The 21,744-nt window shown below is 65.1% G+C and carries 16 protein-coding genes; 4 read left to right on the top strand and 12 right to left on the bottom strand.

Going from position 1 to position 21,744, the window contains the following annotated elements:
- The first annotated feature begins 67 nt into the window (after positions 1–67).
- Positions 68–1,705, top strand: a complete 1,638-nt coding sequence (locus AC0L3C_RS13535; protein WP_473408207.1) for a phytoene desaturase family protein — start codon at positions 68–70, stop codon at positions 1,703–1,705.
- Between the two features lie 277 nt (positions 1,706–1,982).
- On the opposite strand, the gene AC0L3C_RS13530 is transcribed toward AC0L3C_RS13535, so the two are convergent.
- Complete coding sequence (locus tag AC0L3C_RS13530; protein ID WP_085395715.1) at positions 1,983–2,138, bottom strand: Flp family type IVb pilin; 156 nt, start codon at positions 2,136–2,138, stop codon at positions 1,983–1,985.
- A gap of 163 nt (positions 2,139–2,301) precedes the next feature.
- On the opposite strand from AC0L3C_RS13530, the gene AC0L3C_RS13525 reads away from it, so the two are divergent.
- Entirely contained in the window at positions 2,302–3,186 is an 885-nt protein-coding gene (locus AC0L3C_RS13525; RefSeq protein ID WP_473408206.1) for a 50S ribosomal protein L11 methyltransferase, read from the top strand.
- A 24-nt stretch (positions 3,187–3,210) separates the two neighbouring features.
- Here the strand turns inward: AC0L3C_RS13525 and AC0L3C_RS13520 are convergent, their stop codons facing one another.
- Positions 3,211–3,390, bottom strand: coding sequence for a hypothetical protein (locus tag AC0L3C_RS13520; protein ID WP_473250447.1), 180 nt, complete (start codon positions 3,388–3,390; stop codon positions 3,211–3,213).
- Between the two features lie 188 nt (positions 3,391–3,578).
- Here AC0L3C_RS13520 and AC0L3C_RS13515 point away from each other — a divergent pair, with 188 nt between their 5' ends.
- Both AC0L3C_RS13515 and AC0L3C_RS13510 read left to right on the top strand, forming a co-directional pair.
- Positions 3,579–5,408, top strand: coding sequence for an aminopeptidase P family protein (locus AC0L3C_RS13515; RefSeq protein ID WP_473408205.1), 1,830 nt, complete (start codon positions 3,579–3,581; stop codon positions 5,406–5,408).
- 326 nt (positions 5,409–5,734) lie between these two features.
- Positions 5,735–7,012 (top strand): multidrug effflux MFS transporter, encoded by a 1,278-nt coding sequence (locus tag AC0L3C_RS13510; protein WP_473408204.1) that lies wholly within the window; start codon positions 5,735–5,737, stop codon positions 7,010–7,012.
- 158 nt (positions 7,013–7,170) lie between these two features.
- Here AC0L3C_RS13510 and ligA read toward each other — a convergent pair whose 3' ends face one another.
- The 10 genes from ligA to murC form a co-directional block, all read right to left on the bottom strand.
- Complete coding sequence (gene ligA, locus AC0L3C_RS13505; RefSeq protein WP_473408203.1) at positions 7,171–9,324, bottom strand: NAD-dependent DNA ligase LigA; 2,154 nt, start codon at positions 9,322–9,324, stop codon at positions 7,171–7,173.
- A 109-nt stretch (positions 9,325–9,433) separates the two neighbouring features.
- Positions 9,434–11,107: a DNA repair protein RecN gene (gene recN, locus AC0L3C_RS13500; RefSeq protein WP_473408202.1), complete on the bottom strand. Its 1,674-nt coding sequence runs from the start codon at positions 11,105–11,107 to the stop codon at positions 9,434–9,436.
- A gap of 13 nt (positions 11,108–11,120) precedes the next feature.
- On the bottom strand, positions 11,121–12,026 hold the full coding sequence (locus tag AC0L3C_RS13495; RefSeq protein ID WP_354172752.1) for an outer membrane protein assembly factor BamD: 906 nt from the start codon (positions 12,024–12,026) through the stop codon (positions 11,121–11,123).
- A gap of 296 nt (positions 12,027–12,322) precedes the next feature.
- The gene (gene lpxC, locus AC0L3C_RS13490; protein WP_473262921.1) at positions 12,323–13,285 is read right to left on the bottom strand and encodes a UDP-3-O-acyl-N-acetylglucosamine deacetylase; all 963 of its coding nucleotides are present in this window, start codon (positions 13,283–13,285) and stop codon (positions 12,323–12,325) included.
- Between the two features lie 361 nt (positions 13,286–13,646).
- Positions 13,647–15,452: a cell division protein FtsZ gene (gene ftsZ / locus AC0L3C_RS13485; protein ID WP_473262922.1), complete on the bottom strand. Its 1,806-nt coding sequence runs from the start codon at positions 15,450–15,452 to the stop codon at positions 13,647–13,649.
- A gap of 87 nt (positions 15,453–15,539) precedes the next feature.
- Positions 15,540–16,862 carry a cell division protein FtsA gene (gene ftsA, locus AC0L3C_RS13480; protein ID WP_007613530.1) on the bottom strand — a complete coding sequence of 441 codons (1,323 nt, stop codon included), beginning with the start codon at positions 16,860–16,862 and terminating at the stop codon, positions 15,540–15,542.
- Positions 16,859–17,899 (bottom strand): cell division protein FtsQ/DivIB, encoded by a 1,041-nt coding sequence (locus AC0L3C_RS13475; protein ID WP_473279028.1) that lies wholly within the window; start codon positions 17,897–17,899, stop codon positions 16,859–16,861. Before AC0L3C_RS13475 ends, ftsA begins: the two co-directional genes overlap by 4 nt.
- A 350-nt stretch (positions 17,900–18,249) precedes the next feature.
- Entirely contained in the window at positions 18,250–19,236 is a 987-nt protein-coding gene (locus AC0L3C_RS13470) for a D-alanine--D-alanine ligase family protein (protein WP_473408201.1), read from the bottom strand.
- Positions 19,237–19,258: 22 nt separating this feature from the next.
- Positions 19,259–20,179, bottom strand: coding sequence for a UDP-N-acetylmuramate dehydrogenase (gene murB, locus AC0L3C_RS13465; RefSeq protein WP_473279026.1), 921 nt, complete (start codon positions 20,177–20,179; stop codon positions 19,259–19,261).
- Between the two features lie 113 nt (positions 20,180–20,292).
- Positions 20,293–21,696, bottom strand: a complete 1,404-nt coding sequence (gene murC, locus AC0L3C_RS13460; RefSeq protein WP_473279025.1) for a UDP-N-acetylmuramate--L-alanine ligase — start codon at positions 21,694–21,696, stop codon at positions 20,293–20,295.
- Between the last annotated feature and the right edge of the window lie 48 nt (positions 21,697–21,744).

The following is a 21,744-nucleotide window of genomic DNA, read 5'->3' as shown; positions in this document are numbered from 1 at the left end:
ATGTTGCAGCGGGAAATGCTTGATATACAGATGTCATTCTGGGCCGGGTCGTTCCGACCGTTCCGGAATGAGCGTGGAGCAGCTTGACCCCTTCATGACCGAAACCGACGTCGTCATCATCGGCGCTGGCCATAACGGCCTCACCTGCGCGGCCTATCTCGCGATGGCCGGCTTGCGTGTGCGCGTGGTCGAGCGCCGCAAGGTGGTCGGCGGGGCCGCGGTCACGGAGGAGTTTCATCCGGGCTTCCGCAATTCGGTCGCGGCCTACACCGTGAGCCTGCTCAATCCGCAAGTGGTCCGCGACTTGAAGCTGGCCGAACAGGGCCTGCGCATCGTCGAACGGCGCGCGCAGAATTTTCTGCCCGCTCCCGACGGCAGCTATCTCCTCACCGGCGAGGGGCGGACGCAGGCATCCGTCGCACGGCTGAGCGCGCATGACGCAAACGCGCTCGACGGGTTTTCGCGCGAGCTGGAAGATATCGCCGACGTGCTCAGGCAATTCGTGCTGCGCGCGCCGCCAAACCTGCTCGATGGTTTCGGCACGGCCTCGATCCGCGAGGCCGTGAACGCATTCCAGAGCGCCAATATCCTGCGCGGGTTGTCGCTGGAGCAGAGCCGCAGCCTGCTCGATCTCTTCACCCGCTCGGCCGGCGAGATGCTGGACGAACGTTTCGAGCATGATCTGGTCAAGGCGCTATTCGGCTTCGATGCCATCGTCGGCAATTATGCCAGCCCCTACGCCGCGGGCTCGGCCTATGTGATGCTGCATCACGCCTTCGGCGAGGTGAACGGCAAGAAGGGCGTCTGGGGTCACGCCATCGGCGGCATGGGCGCGATCACGCAAGCCATGGCACGCGCCGCACGCGACCGCGGCGTCGTGATCGACACCGATGCGGGCGTGCGCGAGGTCATCGTCGAGCGCGACCGCGCGGTCGGCGTGGCGCTGGAGAACGGCACGACCATCCGCGCGAAATATGTCGCAGCCAGCGTCAATCCGAAGCTGCTCTATACGCGGCTGGTCGCCGCCAATGCGCTGCCGGCCGACTTCCTCGCCCGCATCCGGCACTGGAAGAACGGCTCCGGTACCTTCCGCATGAACGTCGCGCTGGACCGGCTGCCCTCCTTCACGGCACTGCCGGGCGACGGCGATCATCTCACCTCGGGCATTATCCTGGCCCCTGATCTCGGCTACATGGACCGCGCCTTTCTCGATGCCCGCGCGCACGGCTGGAGCCGAGAGCCTGTCGTGGAAATGCTGATCCCATCGACGCTCGACGACACGCTCGCGCCCGCAGGACACCATGTCGCGAGCCTGTTCTGCCAGCACGTCGCGCCGGAGCTTCCCGATGGAAAGTCGTGGGACGACCATCGCGACGAGGTCGCCGACCTCATGATCGCGACGGTGGACAAATACGCGCCGGGCTTTGCGACAAGCGTGCTCGGCCGCCAGATCCTGTCACCGCTCGACCTCGAACGGCAATTCGGCCTGCTCGGCGGCGACATCTTCCACGGCGCGCTGACGCTGAACCAGCTGTTCTCGGCCCGGCCGATGCTGGGCCATGCCGATTATCGCGGGCCCGTGAGGGGCCTCTATCATTGCGGCTCCGGCGCCCATCCCGGCGGCGGCGTCACGGGCGCGCCCGGCCATAACGCCGCGCAGGCGATTTTGAGGGATCACCGCAGCCTGTTCGGAAACCGTGGATAAGCCCGTGGATAAGCTGTGGACAGACTGTTGGCAGAGCTGTGAAAGGGCGGTGGGTTACGCCCCTCCAAGCCTGGTGCAAATTGGTGGAAAATCCGGGGATGAACGGCGGGAAAATCCGTGGACAAGCCCGGAAAAACCAGCGGATAGCCTGTGGCCACCCTATTGCAAGCCAATCCCCAAAAACGACTTCGCCCGCCAGGGGGCAATTCCCCCGACGGGCGCGGCTCGGAAGCAGTCGTATGGAGAATTGGCCCCGCCGGGAAATGGAAGGCGGAAATTACTTCAAGGAGCTGCTAATCGAAGTGAACTTGTCGTTCATGGTGGTGCCCAGGCCGTTCACCACGGTGATGATCGCCAGCGCGATACCGGCTGCGATCAGACCGTACTCGATTGCGGTTGCACCTGAATCGTCGGTCCAGAACTTCAAAATCATGCGCTTCAAGTCTCGCCTCCTATTCTATTTCAAGCTGTGTGGGTTGCCCAACACCCGGAAATGTACGGGATACAACCTGCGGGCGGGTTAATCTCCTGAACGCAAGTTATGCGAAAAATTGGGAACAAAAGTTCCAAAAATTGAACCGGACGGAACCCTGAGAATGCAGCCTTCCACCCATCGCGTCAGTTTTTCGATCGGCAGCGAGATCGCCGCCAGGCGCATTGTCGACGTCCTCACCGAAATGTTCTTCGAGGACGATGCGGCGGTCGCCGCGTTCGAGCAGCCGAACGGACAGTGGGACGTCGCGCTGCATTTCGCGAACGCGCCGGACCGGGCGTGGCTGCGCGAACTCGTTGCAACCTCAGCAGGAAATGAGATCGCGGACACGCTGGCCTTCGACACCGTCGAAGCCAGGGACTGGGTCAAGTCGAGCCTGGAAGATCTCGTGCCGGTGCCGGCCGGGCGCTTCGTCGTCCACGGCAGCCATGACCGCGATCGCGTGGCGCCGAACAAGCTCGCCATCGAGATCGAGGCGGCTCTCGCCTTCGGCACCGGCCATCACGGCACCACACGCGGCTGTTTACTCCTGCTTGACCATGTCCTGAAAAGCACCCGGCCCGGCCGCGTGCTCGACCTCGGCACCGGGACCGGCGTGCTGGGGATAGCGGCGGCGAAGGCGCTGCATCGCGCGGTGCTGGCCTCCGACATCGACCCGGCCTCGGTCAAGGTGGCAGCCGAGAATGCCTTGTTGAACGAGGTCGGTCACAATGTGCGCGTGATCCGCGCCACCGGCTTCGCAGCGGCTGATTTTGGCAGATGCGGCCCGTTCGACCTGGTGCTGGCGAACATCCTTGCCAATCCGTTACGGCAATTGGCGGGCCCGTTGACGCGACACCTCGCCCCTGGCGGGCGCGTCATCCTATCCGGCCTGTTGACGCCCCAGGTGCCCGCCGTGATCGCCGCCTACCGCGCACGCGGCCTCGTGCCTCTGAAGCACTTGCGGATCGAGGGGTGGAGCAGCCTGTTGCTGCGGAAGATGGGGTGAGTACGGGTGCTGCCGTAGATGCCGCTACTTTGACGCCTTCTCGTCCCGGCGCATCGTGCGCTCGGCCTGCGAGGCGCGCCTCGCGCGGCGTTCGGCGAAACGGTCGATCATCTGGTTGATGAGGCCGCGCGGTTTCTTCGGTGTTGCCGCAGTCGGAGCGCGGCGCACCGGCGGCGTAATCTTCTCAAACGTGAACGCTGGCATCGAGTGTCCCCTCGTCGTTGAGATGAACAACTTGCTCGAATTTCCCTGTTATCCGGACGAAGCGCAAGTGCCGCATCCTGTACTCCACTCAATTCGAATGGAACTTGTTCAAGCACAGTCCATGCCAGATGCGACCTCAAATGCGTCTACATTGCGGAGCGATCCGCATGATCCTAAAGTGATCCACCATGTTCGAAGCGCACTTCCAGACATTCGAGGAGCCCGAGGCCGGCGTCGCATTGACGGCGCGGCTGGCCGCGCTCCGTGAAGAACTCGCCCGCCGCAAGCTGACCGGTTTCGTGATTCCACGCGCCGATCAGCAGCAGAATGAGTATGTGCCGCCGTCGGAAGAGCGCCTGGCCTGGCTGACCGGTTTTACGGGCTCGGCGGGACTGGCGGTGGTGCTGACGCACGAGGCTGCGGTGTTCGTCGATGGCCGCTACACGATCCAGGCGGCCAAGCAGGTCGATTCAAGGGCCTGGGCCGTGGAGTCTCTGATCGATCCGCCGCCGGAAAGCTGGATGTCGGCACACCTGAAGGCCGGCGACCGCCTAGGATTTGATCCGTGGCTGCACACTTTTGCGGCAGCCGAGCGTTTGTCCGCCGCCTGCACCAAGGCCGGTGCCGAGCTGGTCGCCGTCGACAGCAATCCGGTCGATGCGATCTGGCAAGACCGGCCACAGCCGCCGATTGCGCCGGTCACGGTGCACGGGATGCAACATGCCGGCGTGACTGAAGCCGAGAAGCTGACGCAGATCAGGAGCGAGATCGGCAAGCTCGGCGTCGATGCGTTGGTGCTATCCGACAGCCATGCCGTGGCCTGGACCTTCAACATCCGCGGCGCCGACGTCGCGCATACGCCGCTGCCGCTGTCCTATGCGCTGGTACCGAAGGACGGCCGTCCCACCATCTTCATCGATCACCGCAAGCTCTCAAATCTGACCCGCGACCATCTCGAGCAGTCCGCCGACGTGCGCGAGCCCGATGCGATGGCGCCGACGCTGATGGCGCTCGCCAAGAGCGGGGGATCGATCGCGCTCGACAATGCGACCGCGGCCGAGGCCCTCAGCCGGCTGATCACGAGCGCCGGCGGCAAGCCGGTGCGCGGCAGCGACCCGATCGCGCTGCTCAAGGCGGTCAAGAACACGACCGAGATCAAGGGCACGCAAACGGCGCACCGGCGCGACGCGGTGGCGCTGGCACGCTTCCTCGCCTTCATCGACCGCGAGGCGGCAAGCGGCAAGCTTACAGAGATCGACGCGGTCGAGGCGCTGGAGACGTTCCGCCGCGACACCGGCGCGCTGAAGGACGTGTCATTCCCGACCATATCGGGCACCGGCCCGAATGGCGCGATCGTGCACTACCGCGTCACCCGCAAGAGCAACCGGCGGATCGTGCCCGGCGATCTGCTGCTGATCGATTCAGGTGCGCAATATGAAGACGGCACCACCGACGTTACCCGCACCATGGCCGTGGGCGAGCCGACCGACGAGATGCGCGACCGTTTCACGCGTGTGCTGCGCGGCCATATCGCGATCGCGCGGGCGATCTTTCCCGACGGCGCGACCGGCGCGCAGCTCGACACACTCGCACGGCAATATCTCTGGGCCGCCGGCGTCGATTTCGAACATGGCACCGGCCACGGCGTCGGCAGCTATCTCTCGGTGCACGAAGGACCGGCGCGGATATCGAAGCTCGGCACCACGCCGCTGAAGCGCGGCATGATCCTGTCCAACGAGCCCGGCTACTACAAGACCGACGGTTTCGGCATCCGCATCGAGAACCTCGAACTGGTGGTCGCGGCCGACATCAAGGGCGCGGAAAAATCGATGAACGCGTTCGAGACCCTGACCCTGGCACCGATCGACCGCCGGCTGATCGATGTCGGCATGCTGGGCAAGGACGAACTCGACTGGCTCAACGCCTACCACGCGCGCGTCAGGGCCGAGGTGCGGCCGGCGCTGGACGCGACGACGAAGGCCTGGCTGGACCAGGCCACGGCAGAGCTGAAGGCGTAAGCGCGTCATTACACGGGCTCGACGCATAGCACCACGCGATTTGCGCAAGGCTGCTTCTCCACCACAGCTGTCATGCTCCGCGAAAGCGGGGCATCCAGTACGCCGCGGCCTCTCGATTCAATCACGACTGCCTCTGGAATACTGGATCGCCCGGTCAAGCCGGGCGATGACACCGATTATTTCCGCGCGCACCGCGCCCAATTTGCCCCCGTCCCGCCGCCATCATAACCGTCCCGGAATCCGTATAGCCGCATTCCGAAACGCCGATATCCGTCTTGCGCGCGCACGCTACAGTCCGATTCGAATTTCTACGAGACGGACACGCAATGCACGGCATGATCAGCAAACCGCCGGAAACGGCGCAACACAATCTCGCGACGTCGCGCCTGGTGTTGCTGCTGCTCGTCGTCATGACCGGGATCGCGCCGATCTCGCTCTACATGCTGGTTCCCGCGCTGCCGGTGCTGGCGACGACATTTGGTAGCGACATCTCGGTCGCGCAGATGACGGTGTCGCTGTACATGGTCGGCATCGCGCTGTCGCAACTCATCATGGGCCCGCTGTCGGACCGTTTCGGGCGGCGCCCGGTGCTGCTCGGAGGACTGGCGCTGATGGTGGTCGCCAGCGTCGGCTGCATCTTCGCCGAGACCCTGCCGCAGCTGATCGCCGCGCGCTTCTTCCAGGCGCTGGGCGGCGCCGCCGGCATGGTGGTGAGCCGCGCCATCATCCGCGACATCTACGAGCGCGATCGCGTCGCCTCGATGATCAGCCTCGTGGTCGCGGCGCTGATGATCGGGCAGATGGTCTCCCCGCTCACCGGCGGCCTGATCGAGACCGCATTCGGCTGGCGCGCGATCTTCTACGCCATCACCGTCGCCGCGATCATCGTCGCCGTCGGCATCGCATTCGCGCTGCCCGAGACGCGCCGAGACCGCGCCGCCGGCAGCGGCTTTCGCGGCGATGTCGGCATCCTGATCCGCAACCGCGCCTTCGTCGGCTACGTGATGTGCCAGGTGCTGGCCTCGCAGATCATCTTCACCTTCGCCGGCGGTGGCCCCTATATCGTGGTGACGCAGATGGGCAGGACCAGCGCCGAATACGGCGCGTGGTTCGCGACGACGGGTTTTGCGTATCTGGTCGGCAATCTGCTCTGCGTGCGCTTCGCGCCCAGGCACTCGCTGGAGAAGTTGATCTGGTTCGGCCTCGCGCTCCAGCTTTGCGGCAGCCTGTTGAACCTGCTCTGGAGCTTCACCGGCTGGAACGAGGCGCCCGCCTGGCTGTTCGGCACGCAGATGATCGTGATGGTCGGCAATGCCTTCGTGATGGCGAACTCCGCCGCCGGCGCGATCAGCGTCCGTCCCGAGGCCGCCGGCACCGCATCAGGTGCGATGGGCTTTCTCCAGCAGGGCATCGGCGCGCTGATGTCGCAATTCGGCGCCTATCTCGGCGGCCATTCCGCGACCACGCTGCCGCTCACCGCCGCGGTGCTGGCGGTCTCCCTGCTCTGCGCCTGCACGATGATCTTCGTCGTCCCCCGCCGCGAGGTGCTGGTGAGCGAGACACTGATCGGGCAGGCGGAGGAGGAAGAGAGCGGGATGATGTGAGGAGCGGGACGGTCGCAACGACCTCAGTGTCATCCCCCGCGAAAGCGGGGGATCCAGTACGCCGTGGCTTCTCCGTACCCTTGCACAATCTCTGGAATACTGGATTCCCCGCCTTCGCGGGGAATGACAGCGGAGCGAGACGCGCCAGCGCGCCCTCCTCACTCCCCGATCAGCGCCAGCCACTCGTCCTCGGTCAGCACCTTGACGCCATGCTTGTTGGCTTCCGCGAGCTTCGAACCCGCGCCGGGGCCGGCGACGACGAGATCGGTTTTCTTGGACACCGATCCGGACACTTTTGCGCCTAGCCGCTCAGCGGTGGCCTTGGCCTCGTCGCGCGTCATCTTCTCCAGCGAGCCCGTGAACACCACGGTCTTGCCGGCGACGGCGGAGTTGCTCTTCGGCTTCTCGGCGTCGATGATCTCGACCTCCCTGGTGAGCCGCTCGACGATGCCGCGATTGTGGCTCTCGCCGAAATAGTCGGCGATGCTCTTGATCACGGTCTCGCCGATCTGGTCGAGCGCATCCATCTCGGCCATCGCCTCCTCGTCGCCTTGGGCAACCTTGAGGCTGGCATCGTGGAAGGCGTCCCAGGAGCCGTAGCCGCGTGCCAGCGCCAGCGCCGTGGTCTCGCCGATATGGCGCATGCCGAGCGCGTAGATAAAGCGCTCCAGCGCGATCTTCCGACGGCTCTCGATCGCGCCGAACAGATTGCGCACCGAGGTTGCGCCGTAACCCTCGATGTCTTCCAGCTTGAGTTTCGAATTGCGCTTTTCCAGCGTGAAGATGTCGGCTGGCTCCTTCACAAAACCCTCGTCGAAGAAATACTGCAGCTGCTTCTCGCCCAAGCCGTCGATGTCGAAGGCGCGCCGCGACACGAACAGCTTCAAATGCTCGATCTTCTGATAGGGACAGGCGAACTCGCCGGTACAACGGGCGCGTGCTTCCTCTTCGCCAGCGGCCGTCTCTCCTCGCACGACGTCGGTATGCAGCGGACACGGGCACTTCTTCGGAAACTGGAATTCCCTGGCAGACTTCGGCCGCTTATCGAGGACGACGTCGACCACCTGCGGGATGACGTCGCCGGCGCGCTGGATCACGACGGTGTCGCCGATCCTGATGTCGCGACCCTCGCGCAGCACCTCGCCCTTGTTGCCGATGCCCTTGATGTAGTCCTCGTTGTGCAGCGTGACGTTCTGCACGATCACGCCGCCTACGCCGACCGGTTCGAGCTTGCCCACCGGCGTGAACGAGCCGGTGCGGCCGACCTGGATCTCGATGTCGCGCAACACCGTGGTGGCGCGCTCGGCCGGGAATTTGTGGGCAATGCCCCAGCGCGGCGTGCGCGAGACGAAGCCGAGCCGTTCCTGCCAGTCGATGCGGTCCACCTTGTAGACGACGCCGTCGATGTCGTAGTCGAGCTTTGCGCGCTGTTCCTCGATCGCACGATGAAACGCGAGCAACTCCTCGACTGAGTGACAGAGCCTGGTCAGCGGGTTGGTCTTGAAGCCGCAGCGCTCGAACCAACCGATCATGCCGCTCTGCGTGGCCTCCGGCATCGCGCTCATCTCGCCCCAGGCATAGGCGAAGAAGCCGAGGGGGCGCGAGGCGGTGATGGTCGGATCCTTCTGCCGGAGCGAGCCCGCGGCCGAGTTGCGCGGATTGGCGAAGATGGTGCCACCTTCCGCCTTCTGCCGCTCGTTGAGCGCCAGGAACGCCTTCTTGGTCATGTAGACCTCGCCGCGCACCTCGCAGATATCGGGGACGTTGCGTCCCCTCAGCTTTTGCGGCACGTCTTCGAGGGTGCGGATATTGGCAGTGACGTCCTCGCCGACCGCGCCGTCGCCGCGCGTCGCCGCGGTGACGAGTTCGCCGCCCTCATAGCGCAGCGACATCGAGAGGCCGTCGATCTTCGGCTCGGCCGAGAAATCGATCCTGTCGTCGTCGAGCTTCAGGAAGCGCACGATGCGGCCGACGAAATCGCGCAGATCCTCTTCCGCAAAGGCGTTGTCGAGCGACAGCATGGGAACGGCATGCCGCACCTTCTTGAAGCGGCCTGATGGTGCCGCACCGACTTTCTGCGACGGCGAGTCCGCACTGACGAATTCCGGAAAACGCTTCTCGATCGCGTTGAAGCGCTGGCGTAGCGCGTCATAATCGGCGTCGGTGACGGTGGGCGCGTCGTCCTGGTAGTAGCGTTCGTTATGCCCCTCGATCTCGAGCGCGAGCCGCATGTGCTCGACCTTGGCCTGCGCCTTGGTGAGGTCGGCGACGTCGCGAAGCGGTGTTGGTTTCGATTTTGCTGCTCTGGCCATGGTGCTTGGATACGATGGAGCGGGCGGGAGGGTAAAGGCGGTTACAGTTTCGTCCCGCGGTCGTAACGTTCTGGTCCCGGCACGCGCTTGCGCGCGTCCGGGACGCGAATCAAGCCGTCGCCGCCTTGAGCAGCCGGTCCGCGGCAGCCCTGGCCTCGGCGGTGATCTCGGCGCCGGCGAGCATCCGCGCGATCTCCTCGCGGCGGTGGTCGGCGGCAAGCGCATTGACGCGGGTGGCGACGCGCTTGCCCTTGTCCAGTGCGTCCTTGGAGATCAGCAGATGCTGGTCGGCACGGGCGGCGACCTGGGGGGCGTGGGTGACGGCCATCACCTGGACCTTGCCGGCGAGCCGCGCCAGCCGTCCGCCGATCGCGTCCGCGACCGCGCCGCCGACGCCGGTGTCGATCTCGTCGAAGACCAAGGTCGGCGCCGAGCCGCGGTCGGACAGCACGACCTTCAGCGCCAGCAGGAAACGCGACAGCTCGCCGCCGGAGGCGACCTTCATCATCGGCCCCGGCTTGGTGCCCGGGTTGGTCTGCACCCAGAACTCGACGCGATCGAACCCTTGCGGACCTGGAGCTGCCTCGTCGGTCTGGACCTGGGTCATGAACTTGGCGCGTTCGAGCTTGAGCGGCGCGAGCTCGGCATTGACCGCCTTGTTGAGCTTCTCCGCCGATTTCTGCCGCGCCATCGACAGCTTCTTGGCGGCCGCCGCATAGCGCGCATCGGCCTCGATCGCGGCCTGCTCCAGCTTCTTCAGCCGTGAGGCGCCGGCGTCGATCAGAACGACATCGGCGGCATATCTGGCGGCGAGCGCGGCGAGCCCGTCGACCGGCGTGGAATATTTGCGCGAGGCGGCGCGAAGTGCGAACAGCCGCTCCTCGATGCGTTCGAGCTCCGAGGGATCGAAATCGGTCGCGGCAAGCGCCGCCTGCAGATGCTGGTCGGCTTCCCCCAGCGCGTTGATGGCGATGTCGATCGCCCTCACCGCGGGCTCGACCAGCGCCGGCGCGTTGACGCCGCGGCGCTCCAGCCGCCGCACGGCCGCCGAGAGCGAGGCGACCGGCGAATGGTGCCCGCCGACCGCCTCCTGCGCCTCGCGCAGGTCGGAGGCGATCTTCTCGCCCTGCATCATCGTGGTCCGACGGGAGGCCAGCGAGGTCTCCTCGCCGTCCTTGGGCGCGAGCTGCTTCAATTCGTCCGAGGCGTGACGGAGGTAGTCGGCTTCGCGCGCAGCGCGCTCCATGCCGGCGCGATGCTCCTCCAGCGCATTGTTGGCGGTGCGGCGCGCGTCCCAGAGCGCTTCGACCGCCGAGACGTCCTTTTCGAGACCGGCGAAGGCGTCGAGCAGGCGGCGGTGGGTGGCGGCATCGACAAGCGCGCGCTCGTCGTGCTGGCCGTGGATCTCGACCAGGGCGGCCCCGACCGCCTTCAGCGTCTGCACGCTGATCGCCTGGTCGTTGATGAAGGCGCGGGTGCGGCCGTCGGCCAGCTGGACCCGGCGGAGAATCATCTCGCCGGTATCCTCCAGCCCGTTCTCCGCGAGGATTTTGGCCGCGGGATGGTTTTTTGGGATATCGAATACGGCAGTGACCTGCCCCTGCTCCGCCCCATGCCGCACGAGGCCGGCATCGCCGCGGCCGCCGAGCGCCAACGCAAAGGCATCGAGCAGGATGGATTTGCCCGCACCGGTCTCGCCAGTCAAAACCGCGAGGCCCGTTGCGAATTCGATATCGAGCCGTTCGATCAGGACGATGTCACGGATCGACAGACGCGCCAGCATGGAATTCTATTTCCTAGCCGAGACCCATTTTCTTGAAGGTCTTGCTAATCCAGGACCCCTGATTCTCGCTCGGTTCGAGACCGCCTGATTTTACAAGATTATAGGCGTCCTTGTACCAGCGACTGTCAGGAAAATTGTGCCCGAGCACGGCAGCGGCCGTCTGGGCCTCGCCAACGATGCCGATCGCCATATAGGCCTCGGTCAGGCGGTACAGCGCCTCTTCGACGTGGCGGGTGGTCTGGTACTGCGTCACCACGGCCTTGTAGCGGTTGATTGCCGCCGTGTAGTCGCGCTTCTGCGCGTAGTAACGGCCGACATTCATTTCCTTGCCGGCGAGCTGGTCGCGCGCACCTTCGATCTTGGCCTTGGCCGAGGTCGCGTATTCGGACGTCGGATATTTGCGAACCACCTCTTCCAGCGAGGCGATCGCCTTCTCGGTGCGGGTCTGGTCGCGGCTGATGTCCGGAATCTGGTCGTAATGCGAGGCGGCAATCAGATATTGCGCGTAGGCCGCATCCGGGCTGCCGGGATGCAGCGTGACGTAGCGGGTGGCCGCGCCGATACAACTATCATAGTCGCCGCCCTGGTAGGACGCGTAGGCCGACATCAGCAATGATTTGCGAGCCCAGTCGGAATAAGGATGCTGGCGGTCGACCTCTTCGAACTTCTTGTTCGCCGCCTTCATGTCCTTCTTCTCGTTCATGAGGTACAGGCCCTCATTGTAGATCTTGTCGGCGGGCTCCTCGACGAAGGTGTCGTCCTTGGCGGTGAACTTGTCCCAAAGCGCGCCGGTGCCGCAGCCGGCCAGCGGCAGCGCGAGCACGAAGAGGGCGACAACCTGAAGCAGCCCACGGACTCGAGACGAGACCTCTCGAGACGGGACTTGAAGATATCCGCGCGTCATACGCTGTGCCGACATGAGTATTGCCCTGACGCCCTGTGGTGCGGTTTCCGCCAGCCCATGAACCCCGTCCTGGGCGCGAAATATAACCGTGGTGCCTGCCGTGCGACCACGCCGATGTAACCGAAAAACGATCTTCAACCAACCGGATAGGCAGGCATTCCGCCCGGATTAAGGCGAACGCGCCGCAATCCTAGCCGATCATCGTTACCAGGAGTTTCGCGGGGAAAGCCGCCGCCGAACGGCCATCGCAACGGGTCTCTTCAGGACCCGTCTCTCTTTCAGGAAACGTCTCTCTTCGGGAAGGTATCGCTTCAGGAAACGTCGGGCCCGTAGACCGCGGCGATCCGACCACCGACGATGCCGCGACCGGTTTCGGCCACCGGACGCGTGGTGCGGCGGGCTGCCTCGCCCTCGACCACCCGCCAGGCGGTGCGGTCGGCGAGCAGCGCGGTCAGGACGGCGTGGTTGAGCTTGTGGCCGCCACGTACCGAGCGGTAGGCGCCGAGCAGCGGCAGACCGGCCAGCGCGAGGTCGCCAATCACGTCCAGCACCTTATGGCGGGCGCATTCGTCGGCGTAGCGCAGGCCTTCGGTGTTGAGCAGCCGCTCCTCGTCGAACACGACGGTATTGTCGAAGGAGGCGCCGAGCGCATAGCCGGCGCTCCAGAGCCGCGCAACGTCGCACATCAGACCGAAAGTCCGGGCCCGGCCGACTTCGCGGCGGAAACGCTCCGGGTTGAGGTCGAAGGCGTAGCTCTGCTGGCCTATGACAGGATTGGTGAAGTTAATCTCGACCTCGGCGCGGAACCCGTCGGCATAGGGCCTGATCTCGCCGAAGGAGTCGCCGATCTTGACCGAGATCGGCTTCAAAACCTGAATGAAGCGGCGCTGTGCCGGCTGGGTCACGATGCCGGCCTGGTCGATCGCCGCAACGAAGGCCGCGGCGCTGCCGTCCATGATCGGCACTTCCGGCCCGTCGATCTCGATGATGGCGTTGTCGACGCCCATGCCCCGCAGTGCAGCAAGCACATGCTCGGCGGTGGAAACCAGCGGACCGTCGCGATCACCAAGGACGGTGGCGAAATCGGTCGCGATCACCTGCTCGGCGGTGGCCTGAACCTCGCGGTCGCTTCCCTCAAGCCCGGTGCGGATAAAAACAAAGCCCGCGTCGACAGGCGCGGGTCCAAGCGTGAGCGTGACGGGAAGACCGGAATGAACGCCGACGCCTGCCACACTGGCTTGCGCACGAAGCGTTGTTTGCCGGCTAAATTTCATCAGGAACCGCCCCACTACGACCACCGCGACTTATACTGAACTCGACTGAGCGGCTGAGACCGCTCGCTTCCGAATCCGTATCCCCAAGTCACGCCAAACCATAGTCACTGCCTCAAACAGCGCCAACTCACGCTTTTTTACCGATTGTTACCCCAAACCCGCCGTATTCGCGCCAAGGCTTAACCAAATTGGACCGGAGTTTGGGGCCGTTTTCGGCAGTTTTACTGAACCATCGAATACGTAATTAATTATTTAAAATCAGTTGGTTGGCCACGCAATCCGGATCTGCACGGGGCAAAAGGAAAGGTCCCGGCAAGCTTCCCGCCGGGACCTTTTTTCGTCTGCCTTATTGTAACAATCCTCAGGTCGCCTGCCGTCGCAGGAAGGCCGGGATATCAAGATGGTCGTCTCCCTGTGGCGCCGGGGCAACAGGCGCGGGACGGCCATGCATGTCCAGGCCCTGCGGCGCGGGACGACGGGCATACTCGGACACCGGCTCGGCGGAAGCGATTTGCTGCGCCACGGTCTTCTGGGGGCGGCGATCGGGCAGCGGCGGCATCGCGGGACCGGCGGTGCGGGCCGCGATCGGCGCCTCGCTCTCCTCGTCACGACGGCCGAGGCCGACATTGGCGAGGCGCTGCAGCAGCGACAGCCGGGTCTTCTGCGGGGTCTCCTCCTCGACTTCGCCACGGGCCTGGCGAAGCTCGGCCTGGGCGGGCATCGGAAGTTCCTCGATCCGCGGCATCCGCGGTGTGCGGACCGGCGCACGCTCGGCCTGGGGCGGGATGAAGGTTTCCGGCGTCATCGGCTCATGCATGGCCATCGGCGCCTGCTCGGGCTCCGGGAACAGCGTGGGCTTCTGCGCGATCGGGCGCACGGTGACGTCGCCATAGGTCTGCATCGGCGCGGGAGCCTGCGGAACGTCCGCAACGGCGGCGGCGATGGCGGCAAGCGCAGCGCGCTCCACGTTCGGACGCGGAGTCGCGGGAGCGGCGGCAAACTGGCCCGATCCTGCGGCCGGGGTCTGCGCTTCGAACTTCTGGGCGCGCTCGGCCATGCGCTGATTGTCGGCGCGCAGCCGCGCGGTCAAATCGGCAAGACGGCTCTCGGCAGCCGCGGCCGGAGCAGCGGGAGCCTGCTGCGCCTGCGGAGCAGGATTCGCGACGGGAGCGCTGGTCGCCTGACTGTTGCGGGCGATCGCGGCCTGTTCGATGCCGGTGGCGACGACCGAGACGCGGATCAGGCCGTCGAGGGCTTCGTCGAAGGTGGCGCCGACGATGATGTTGGCGTCCTGGTCGACTTCCTCGCGGATGCGGGTCGCAGCTTCGTCGACCTCGAACAAGGTGAGATCCTTGCCGCCGGTGATGGAGATCAGGAGGCCCTTGGCGCCCTTCATCGAGCTGTCGTCGATCAGCGGGTTCGCGATCGCGGCTTCGGCGGCGGTCAGCGCGCGTTTGTCGCCGGAGGCCTCGCCCGTGCCCATCATCGCCTTGCCCATCTCGCGCATGACGGCGCGGACGTCGGCGAAGTCGAGATTGATCAGGCCTTCCTTGACCATCAGGTCGGTGATGCAGGCAACGCCCGAATAGAGCACCTGGTCGGCCATCGCGAAGGCGTCGGCGAAGGTGGTCTTCTCGTTGGCGACCCGGAACAGGTTCTGGTTCGGGATGATCAGCAGCGTATCGACGACCTTGTGCAGCTCGTTGATGCCCGCTTCCGCGGTGCGCATGCGGCGGCCGCCCTCGAAGTGGAAGGGCTTGGTCACGACGCCGACGGTGAGGATGCCCATCTCGCGCGCGATCTTGGCGATCACGGGAGCTGCACCGGTGCCGGTGCCGCCGCCCATGCCGGCGGTGACGAACACCATGTTGGCGCCCGAGAGATGGTCGCGGAGCTCGTCCATGACTTCTTCGGCTGCGGCCGCGCCGACGACCGGCTGCGAACCTGCGCCCAACCCTTGCGTGGCGGCCGTACCCATCTGCACGATGCGCTGCGCCTTCGACATCGTCAGCGCCTGCGCGTCGGTGTTGGCGACCACGAAGTCGACGCCCTGAAGGCCCGCCGTGATCATGTTGTTGACGGCGTTACCACCGGCGCCGCCGACGCCGAACACGGTGATGCGGGGCTTCAGTTCGTGAATATCAGGAACATTGATGCTGATGGTCATGTTTGCCTCTCGATCACGCGCGCGTGGGTTCGCCCCGGCCGGCGGCCGCGGGAGTTGGTGAAAATCGAATATTGCGGGAAGGAGTCATCAGAAGCCCTCGCGTAGCCATCGTCCGACCTTTCCGAAATACCCGCCGGTCCCCGTCCTGACCTGCTGCCGCGTATGCCGCGGTTCGACATGTTCGTGGTGAACATATTGCGGGTAGACGAGCAGTCCGGCCGGCACCGCGAAGGCGGCGTTCTTCGCCTCGTTGGGCAGCCGGCCGAAACCGAGCGGACGTCCGACCCGCACGGGCCGGCCGAGAATCTGCGTTCCGAGCTCAACGAGACCGGTGAGCTGCGAGGCCCCGCCCGAGAGCACGACACGGCCGTTGGGCTCCGAGGCGAAGGGCGAATCCTTCAGCTTGTCCCGAACCATTTCGAAGACTTCCTCGGCACGATGCTTGACGATGTTGGCGATGGTAGCGCGGGAGACGATCTGCGGCAGATCCTGCTCGTCACCGGCTGTCGGTACAGACATCAGCTCACGCGAGTCCGATCCGCCAGTGATGACGGTCCCATATAACGTCTTGATTCGCTCGGCATCGGCAATGGTCGCGGAGAGTCCGCGTGCCAGATCCATCGTGATGTGTTGCCCGCCGACCGCAAAACCCGCGGCATGCACGAAGCGGCCGCCGGAAAAGACCGCGATCGTGGTGGTGCCCGCGCCCATTTCGACCACGGCAGCGCCGAGATCGGCCTCGTCGTCGGTCAGTACCGACAGGCCCGCCACATAGGGGCTTGCCGCCATGGCTTCGACGTTGATGTGGCAGCGTTCGACCGCCAGCATCAGGTTCCGCGCCACGGTGGCGTCGCAGGTGACGACGTTCATGTCGATGCCGAACTGATGCGCGACCATGCCGCGGGGATCACGGATGCCCTTGACGCCGTCGAGCGTGTAGCCGACCGGCAGCGCGTGCAGCACGGTGCGGCCTTCCCCGGTGGCGTGGCGCATGCCGGTGGAGGTGACGCGGCTGACATCGGCCGGCGTCACGGCGCCGCCGCGGATGTCGGCCGCAGCTTCGACCAGCTGACCGGAAAGCCGGCCGCCGGAGACCGACAGCAGCACGGACTCGACCCGCACCTTGGCCATTTTCTCCGCGAGCCCGACGGCCTGTCGCACCGCCTGCTCGCATTCGCCGAGATCGATCACGGCGCCGGCTTTCATGCCGCGGGACTGGATCTGGCTGTAGCCGATCAGCTCCACCGCATGGGTCCGGTCGCGCAGGGCTTCGCTCGGCGCCGACGGCTTCAGCCGCGCGATCATGCAGGCGATCTTGCTGGTGCCGATGTCGAGGCAGGCGACGAGGCCGCCGCGCTTGTGCGGCATCGGGCGTGTCTTCGGTGTCTGGGTGCGATCAAGACCGGTCATGCAGCGTCCCCGGCCTTTTTCTTCTTCTTGTCCTTGAACAAATCGTCGCGCGCCTTGGCGGCGTCCTCGGACAGCTGCACCACCAGCCGATCCGGCAGGCGCAGGTCGACCGCGACGATGTCGCGGGAGAACAGCCTGTCCTCCTTGTCGAGCCTGGACAGCATCGCAAGCGCGTTGCCGACGTCCTGCTCGGGCAGGCGGATGTCGAGGCCGTCCTTGAGCCTGAGGTTCCAGCGCCGCTCCCCGACGAAGATCGCGGCCTTGGTGATGGAATTGACCTGCGGATAGCGCGCCAGCAAAGCGAGGAAATCGCGGGCCTGCGTCTCGGCACCCTTGCCGACCACGAGCGGCAGCGACAGGAAGCGGCGCGAGACATAGGGTTCGAGCACGGCGCCGTCATCGGCGATGACGGAGAGCCGGCCGGCCTCCTGCCACAGCGCGAACGCCTTGCGCTCGGTGAGCTCGATCATGAGCTGGCCCGGATAGAGCTTCAGCACGGTTGCATCCGCGATCCAGGGATTGGCCTTGAGCTTGTCGCGCACGGCGTCGGCGTCGAGGAACAGCAGCGAGGATCGGCCGCTGACGCCGCCGATCGCGAGGATCTCGTCCTGGCTGAGCTGCTTGCGGCCGTTGATCACGACGGAGGTGATGCGGAAGCCGGCGGAATTGGCCAGCGCGTTACGGGTGTCGTTGACCGCCGTGATGAAATCCTGGAGATGGCCGCCCTTGACGATACCGAAGCCGCAGCTTCCGATCAGGAGCAGCACCGTCATGCTGATCCCGACCCGGCGCGGCAGATAGCGCTCGACCAGCGCGACCAGCCGCGGCGGCGGCTCGCGCTCGATGACGGCTTTGGCCCGGGCTTTGGTTTTAATCTTTTCCTCGGCTGCAGCACGCGCGCCGTGAACTCGTTCCAGACGCTTGTCCTGCATCCACTCGCGCAGAAGCACGACCGCTCCGATAGCGGCCGCCTTCAGGTCAGCTTGGGGCCTCAGCGATCTGAAAAGCGACCGAGTGAGGCTTCCTGCTCCATCCATTGCACGAGCTCGTCAACAGTTTGCCCGCGACATCGCGCGGGTCCTGGCGAACATGACGTCTCGGACTTGCCGGGCCGGGTGCTGGTCTTCAGCAGAAGAAAACCTCTCCCCTTCAGAGCGTTCGCTAGGGGTGACAACACCCGCAACGGTCCACGCGCCGGCAGCCAAAGCGTCATATGCGCCGCCAGCGTTAACCTTCGGACGTCCTGGTAAACAAAAGGTAAAGTTCGTTAACGACGTGAGCTTTTTGCCCAGGCCTGTGAGGCATTTATGCCGCAATATCCGGCATTTTACCGGTTTTGGGTTCCAAAACCGGCCGTTTCGCCAGTTCGGCCGTTAACCAGTCCTAATTATTTTCGCACACCGGCCACAGCGAGCTCGACCAGGCCGCGCAGGAAGTCGACGAACGCGATGCCCTCGGCCTTCAGCGCCTTGGGGTAGAGCGAGGACTTGGTCAGGCCGGGCAGCGTGTTGGTTTCGAGATAGATCAGCCCCTTGTCCGAGACGATGAAATCCGAACGGGAATAGCCGGTACAGGACATCGCCCGGTGCGCCAGCATCGCCTGCTGCTTCAGTGCGGCGGTGAGTTCGGGCGCGAAACGGCCGGGACATATCTCCTGGGTCGACTTCAAAAGATATTTCGCCGCGTAGTCGAAACTGCCCTCGCCGGGAATGATCTCGATCGGCGGCAGCGAGATGATCGTGCCGTCCGGCCGCTCCAGCACGCCGCAGGTCGCCTCGACGCCGGCGATGTAAGGCTCGACCACGTACTCTTCGTGCTTCGCGGCATTGCGGACGGCGACGAGATCCTGCTTGGCGTTGACGAAGATCAGGCCGTAGCTCGAGCCATCCCTCGCAGGCTTTGCGATCAGCCGGCCGTATTCGGCGAAGGCCTCATCGATCTGGTCCAGCGCAATGTTGGCCGGCGGCGTCACGCCGCCGAGCGCGGCGAAATGCTTGGCCGCGAACTTGTCGAACGCGAGGTGCGAGGAGGCCGAGCCCGATCCGGTGAAAGGCACGCCGCGCGCCTCGCACATCACCTGCAATTCGCCGTTCTCGGCACGCCCGCCATGCAGGCCGAGCACCAGCACGCGGTTCTCCGCCCTGGCCTGGTCGAGCGCCTGCTCCAGCGGAATGCCCGACGTGCCCGGCTTGAACTCGTCCTCGAACGGGCGGGCATGTTCGAGCAGTTGCTTCGACTGCACGACATGCACCTTGTCCTCGACGTCCCACCACCAGAGATCGGCCTCGGGCAGCGTCTGATGCAGCGCCTGGGCTGAAGCGACCGAAACCAGACGTTCGCGGTTGGAGCCGCCGAAGAGGATGGTGATGCGCATGTTCTCTCGTCGCTTGTCCAAATTAGCCGGGAATTCCGATCCGCTTGATTTCCCAGTGTAGCTCAATTCCGGAATTCGTCTTCACCCGTTCACGCACGGTCTCGCCCAGCGCTTCGATGTCGTGCGCGGTGGCATTGCCCGTGTTGATCAGGAAATTGCAGTGCATCTCGGAGACTTCGGCACCGCCGACGCGCAAACCGCGGCAGCCGGCGGCGTCGACCAGCTTCCAGGCGGAATGGCCGGGCGGATTCTTGAAGGTCGAGCCGCCGGTCTTTTCGCGGATCGGCTGCGCGGTCTCGCGATGGGTTTGCACTTCCGCCATGCGCGCGCGGATCGCCTCGACATCCCTGATCTCGCCGCGGAAACGCGCGGAGGTGAAGATGATGGAGGGATCGACGCCGCTGTTGCGGTAGACGAACTTCATGTCGGCATTGGAGAAGACGTGCTTGGTGCCGTCGCGACCGACGCCTCGCGCCTCGATCAACACGTCCCTGGTCTCGCCGCCATTGGCGCCCGCATTCATGCGCAGCGCGCCGCCGATCGTGCCGGGAATGCCAAAGTAGAATTCCAGCCCACCGATATTGGCCGACGCGGCGACTTCCGCCACGCGCTTGTCGAGCGCGGCTGCGCCCGCGGTGACGACATCGGCGCTCGCGCTCGCCTCGCCGAAGGCACGCGGCACCAGACGGATCACCACGCCCGCAATGCCGCCGTCGCGCACGATCAGGTTGGAGCCGACGCCGACGACGTAGACGGGAATGTCGCTTGCGAGATGCGCGAGGAAATAAGCGAGGTCGTCCTCGTCCGCCGGCGTGAACAACACCTGCGCGGGACCGCCGACGCGAAACCAGGTGAGCTCGGCGAGCGACTGATTTGCGAGCAATCGGCCGCGAAGATCGGGCATCGCGGCTTTGAGCGAGGGTGTGATGTCGGGGAAGCTCATGCGAGCACGCTCACTGCAGGTGAAGAGCGCACACTTCTTCCGTTCCCTCCCCCCTTGTGGGGGAGGGAGCGCAGTTTGCCTTGTGGCTATATGTGAGACTCTCATGAGAGCGCCTACCCCAGCGCCTTCAATTCATCCGGCAAGGCATACGCCCATTGCGTGATGTTGCCGGCCCCTAGGCACACGACGAGATCGCCCGACTTCGCCACGCCCTTGACGATGCCGGCGAGATCGGAGGCCGCCGGCAGCGGGATCACCTCGCGGTGGCCGTGGGCGCGCAGGTTGGCGACAAGATTATCGCGATTGATCCCCTGGATCGGCGCCTCGCCTGCGGCGTAGACGTCGGCGACGATCACCACGTCCGCATCGTTGAAGCAGGTTAAAAATTCCTCGAACAGCGACTGCAGGCGGGTATAGCGATGCGGCTGCACGACGGCGACGACCTTGCCGTTGGTGGATTCCCGCGCCGCCTTCAGCACCGCCGCGATCTCGACCGGATGATGGCCGTAATCGTCGATCACGGTGACACCGTTCCACTCGCCGGTCTTGGTGAAGCGGCGCTTGACGCCGCCGAAGCCGGCGATCGCCTTGCGGATCGCCTCGTCCGACACGCCGAGCTCGCGCGCGACCGCAATCGCGGCCGTTGCGTTGGAGGCATTGTGCCGTCCCGGCATCGGCAGCATGAGATCGGAGATCTCATGCACGGCGCCCGTCTTGCGGTCGCGGAACGTAACCTTGAACTTCGATCCGCCGCCCATCGGGGCCAGGTCGACGAAGCGCACATCGGCCTGCGGATTCTCGCCATAGGTGATGATGCGCCGATCCTCGATCTTGCCGACAAGATTCTGCACCACGGGATGATCGATGCACATCACGGCAAAGCCATAGAACGGCAGGTTCTCGACGAAATGGCGGAACGCGTCCTGCACAGCCTCGAATGTCTTGAAGTGATCGAGATGCTCGGGATCGACATTGGTGACGATCGCGACCTCGGTCGGCAGCTTCAGGAACGTGCCGTCGCTCTCGTCGGCTTCGACCACCATCCAGTCGCCCGCACCGAGACGCGCGTTGGAGCCGTAGGCGTTGATGATGCCCCCGTTTATCACGGTGGGATCGAGGCCGCCGGCGTCGAGCAGCGTCGCGACCATCGTGGTCGTGGTGGTCTTGCCGTGCGTGCCGGCGATGGCGACGCAGCTCTTCAGCCGCATCAGCTCGGCCAACATCTCGGCGCGGCGCACCACCGGGATCCGCCGTTCGCGCGCCGCCGTCAGTTCCGGATTGTCGCGCTTGATCGCGGTAGAAACCACGACGACCTCGGCGCCGTCGACGTTCTCCGCCTTGTGGCCGACCGAGACCTTCGCGCCGTTCTTGCGGAGACGGTCGAGATTGTAATTGTCGGAGGCGTCCGAGCCCTGCACGGAATAGCCGAGATTGAGCAACACCTCGGCGATGCCGCTCATGCCGATCCCGCCGATCCCGACGAAGTGGATGGGTCCGATCTCGCGCGGCAGTCTCATGGCGTATCCCGCAGTTCCCTCGTCATGCCCGGGCTTGTCCGGGGCATC

Source organism: Bradyrhizobium sp. WSM4872, assembly GCF_055811715.1.
This window is presented reverse-complemented; position numbering and strand designations above follow the sequence as displayed.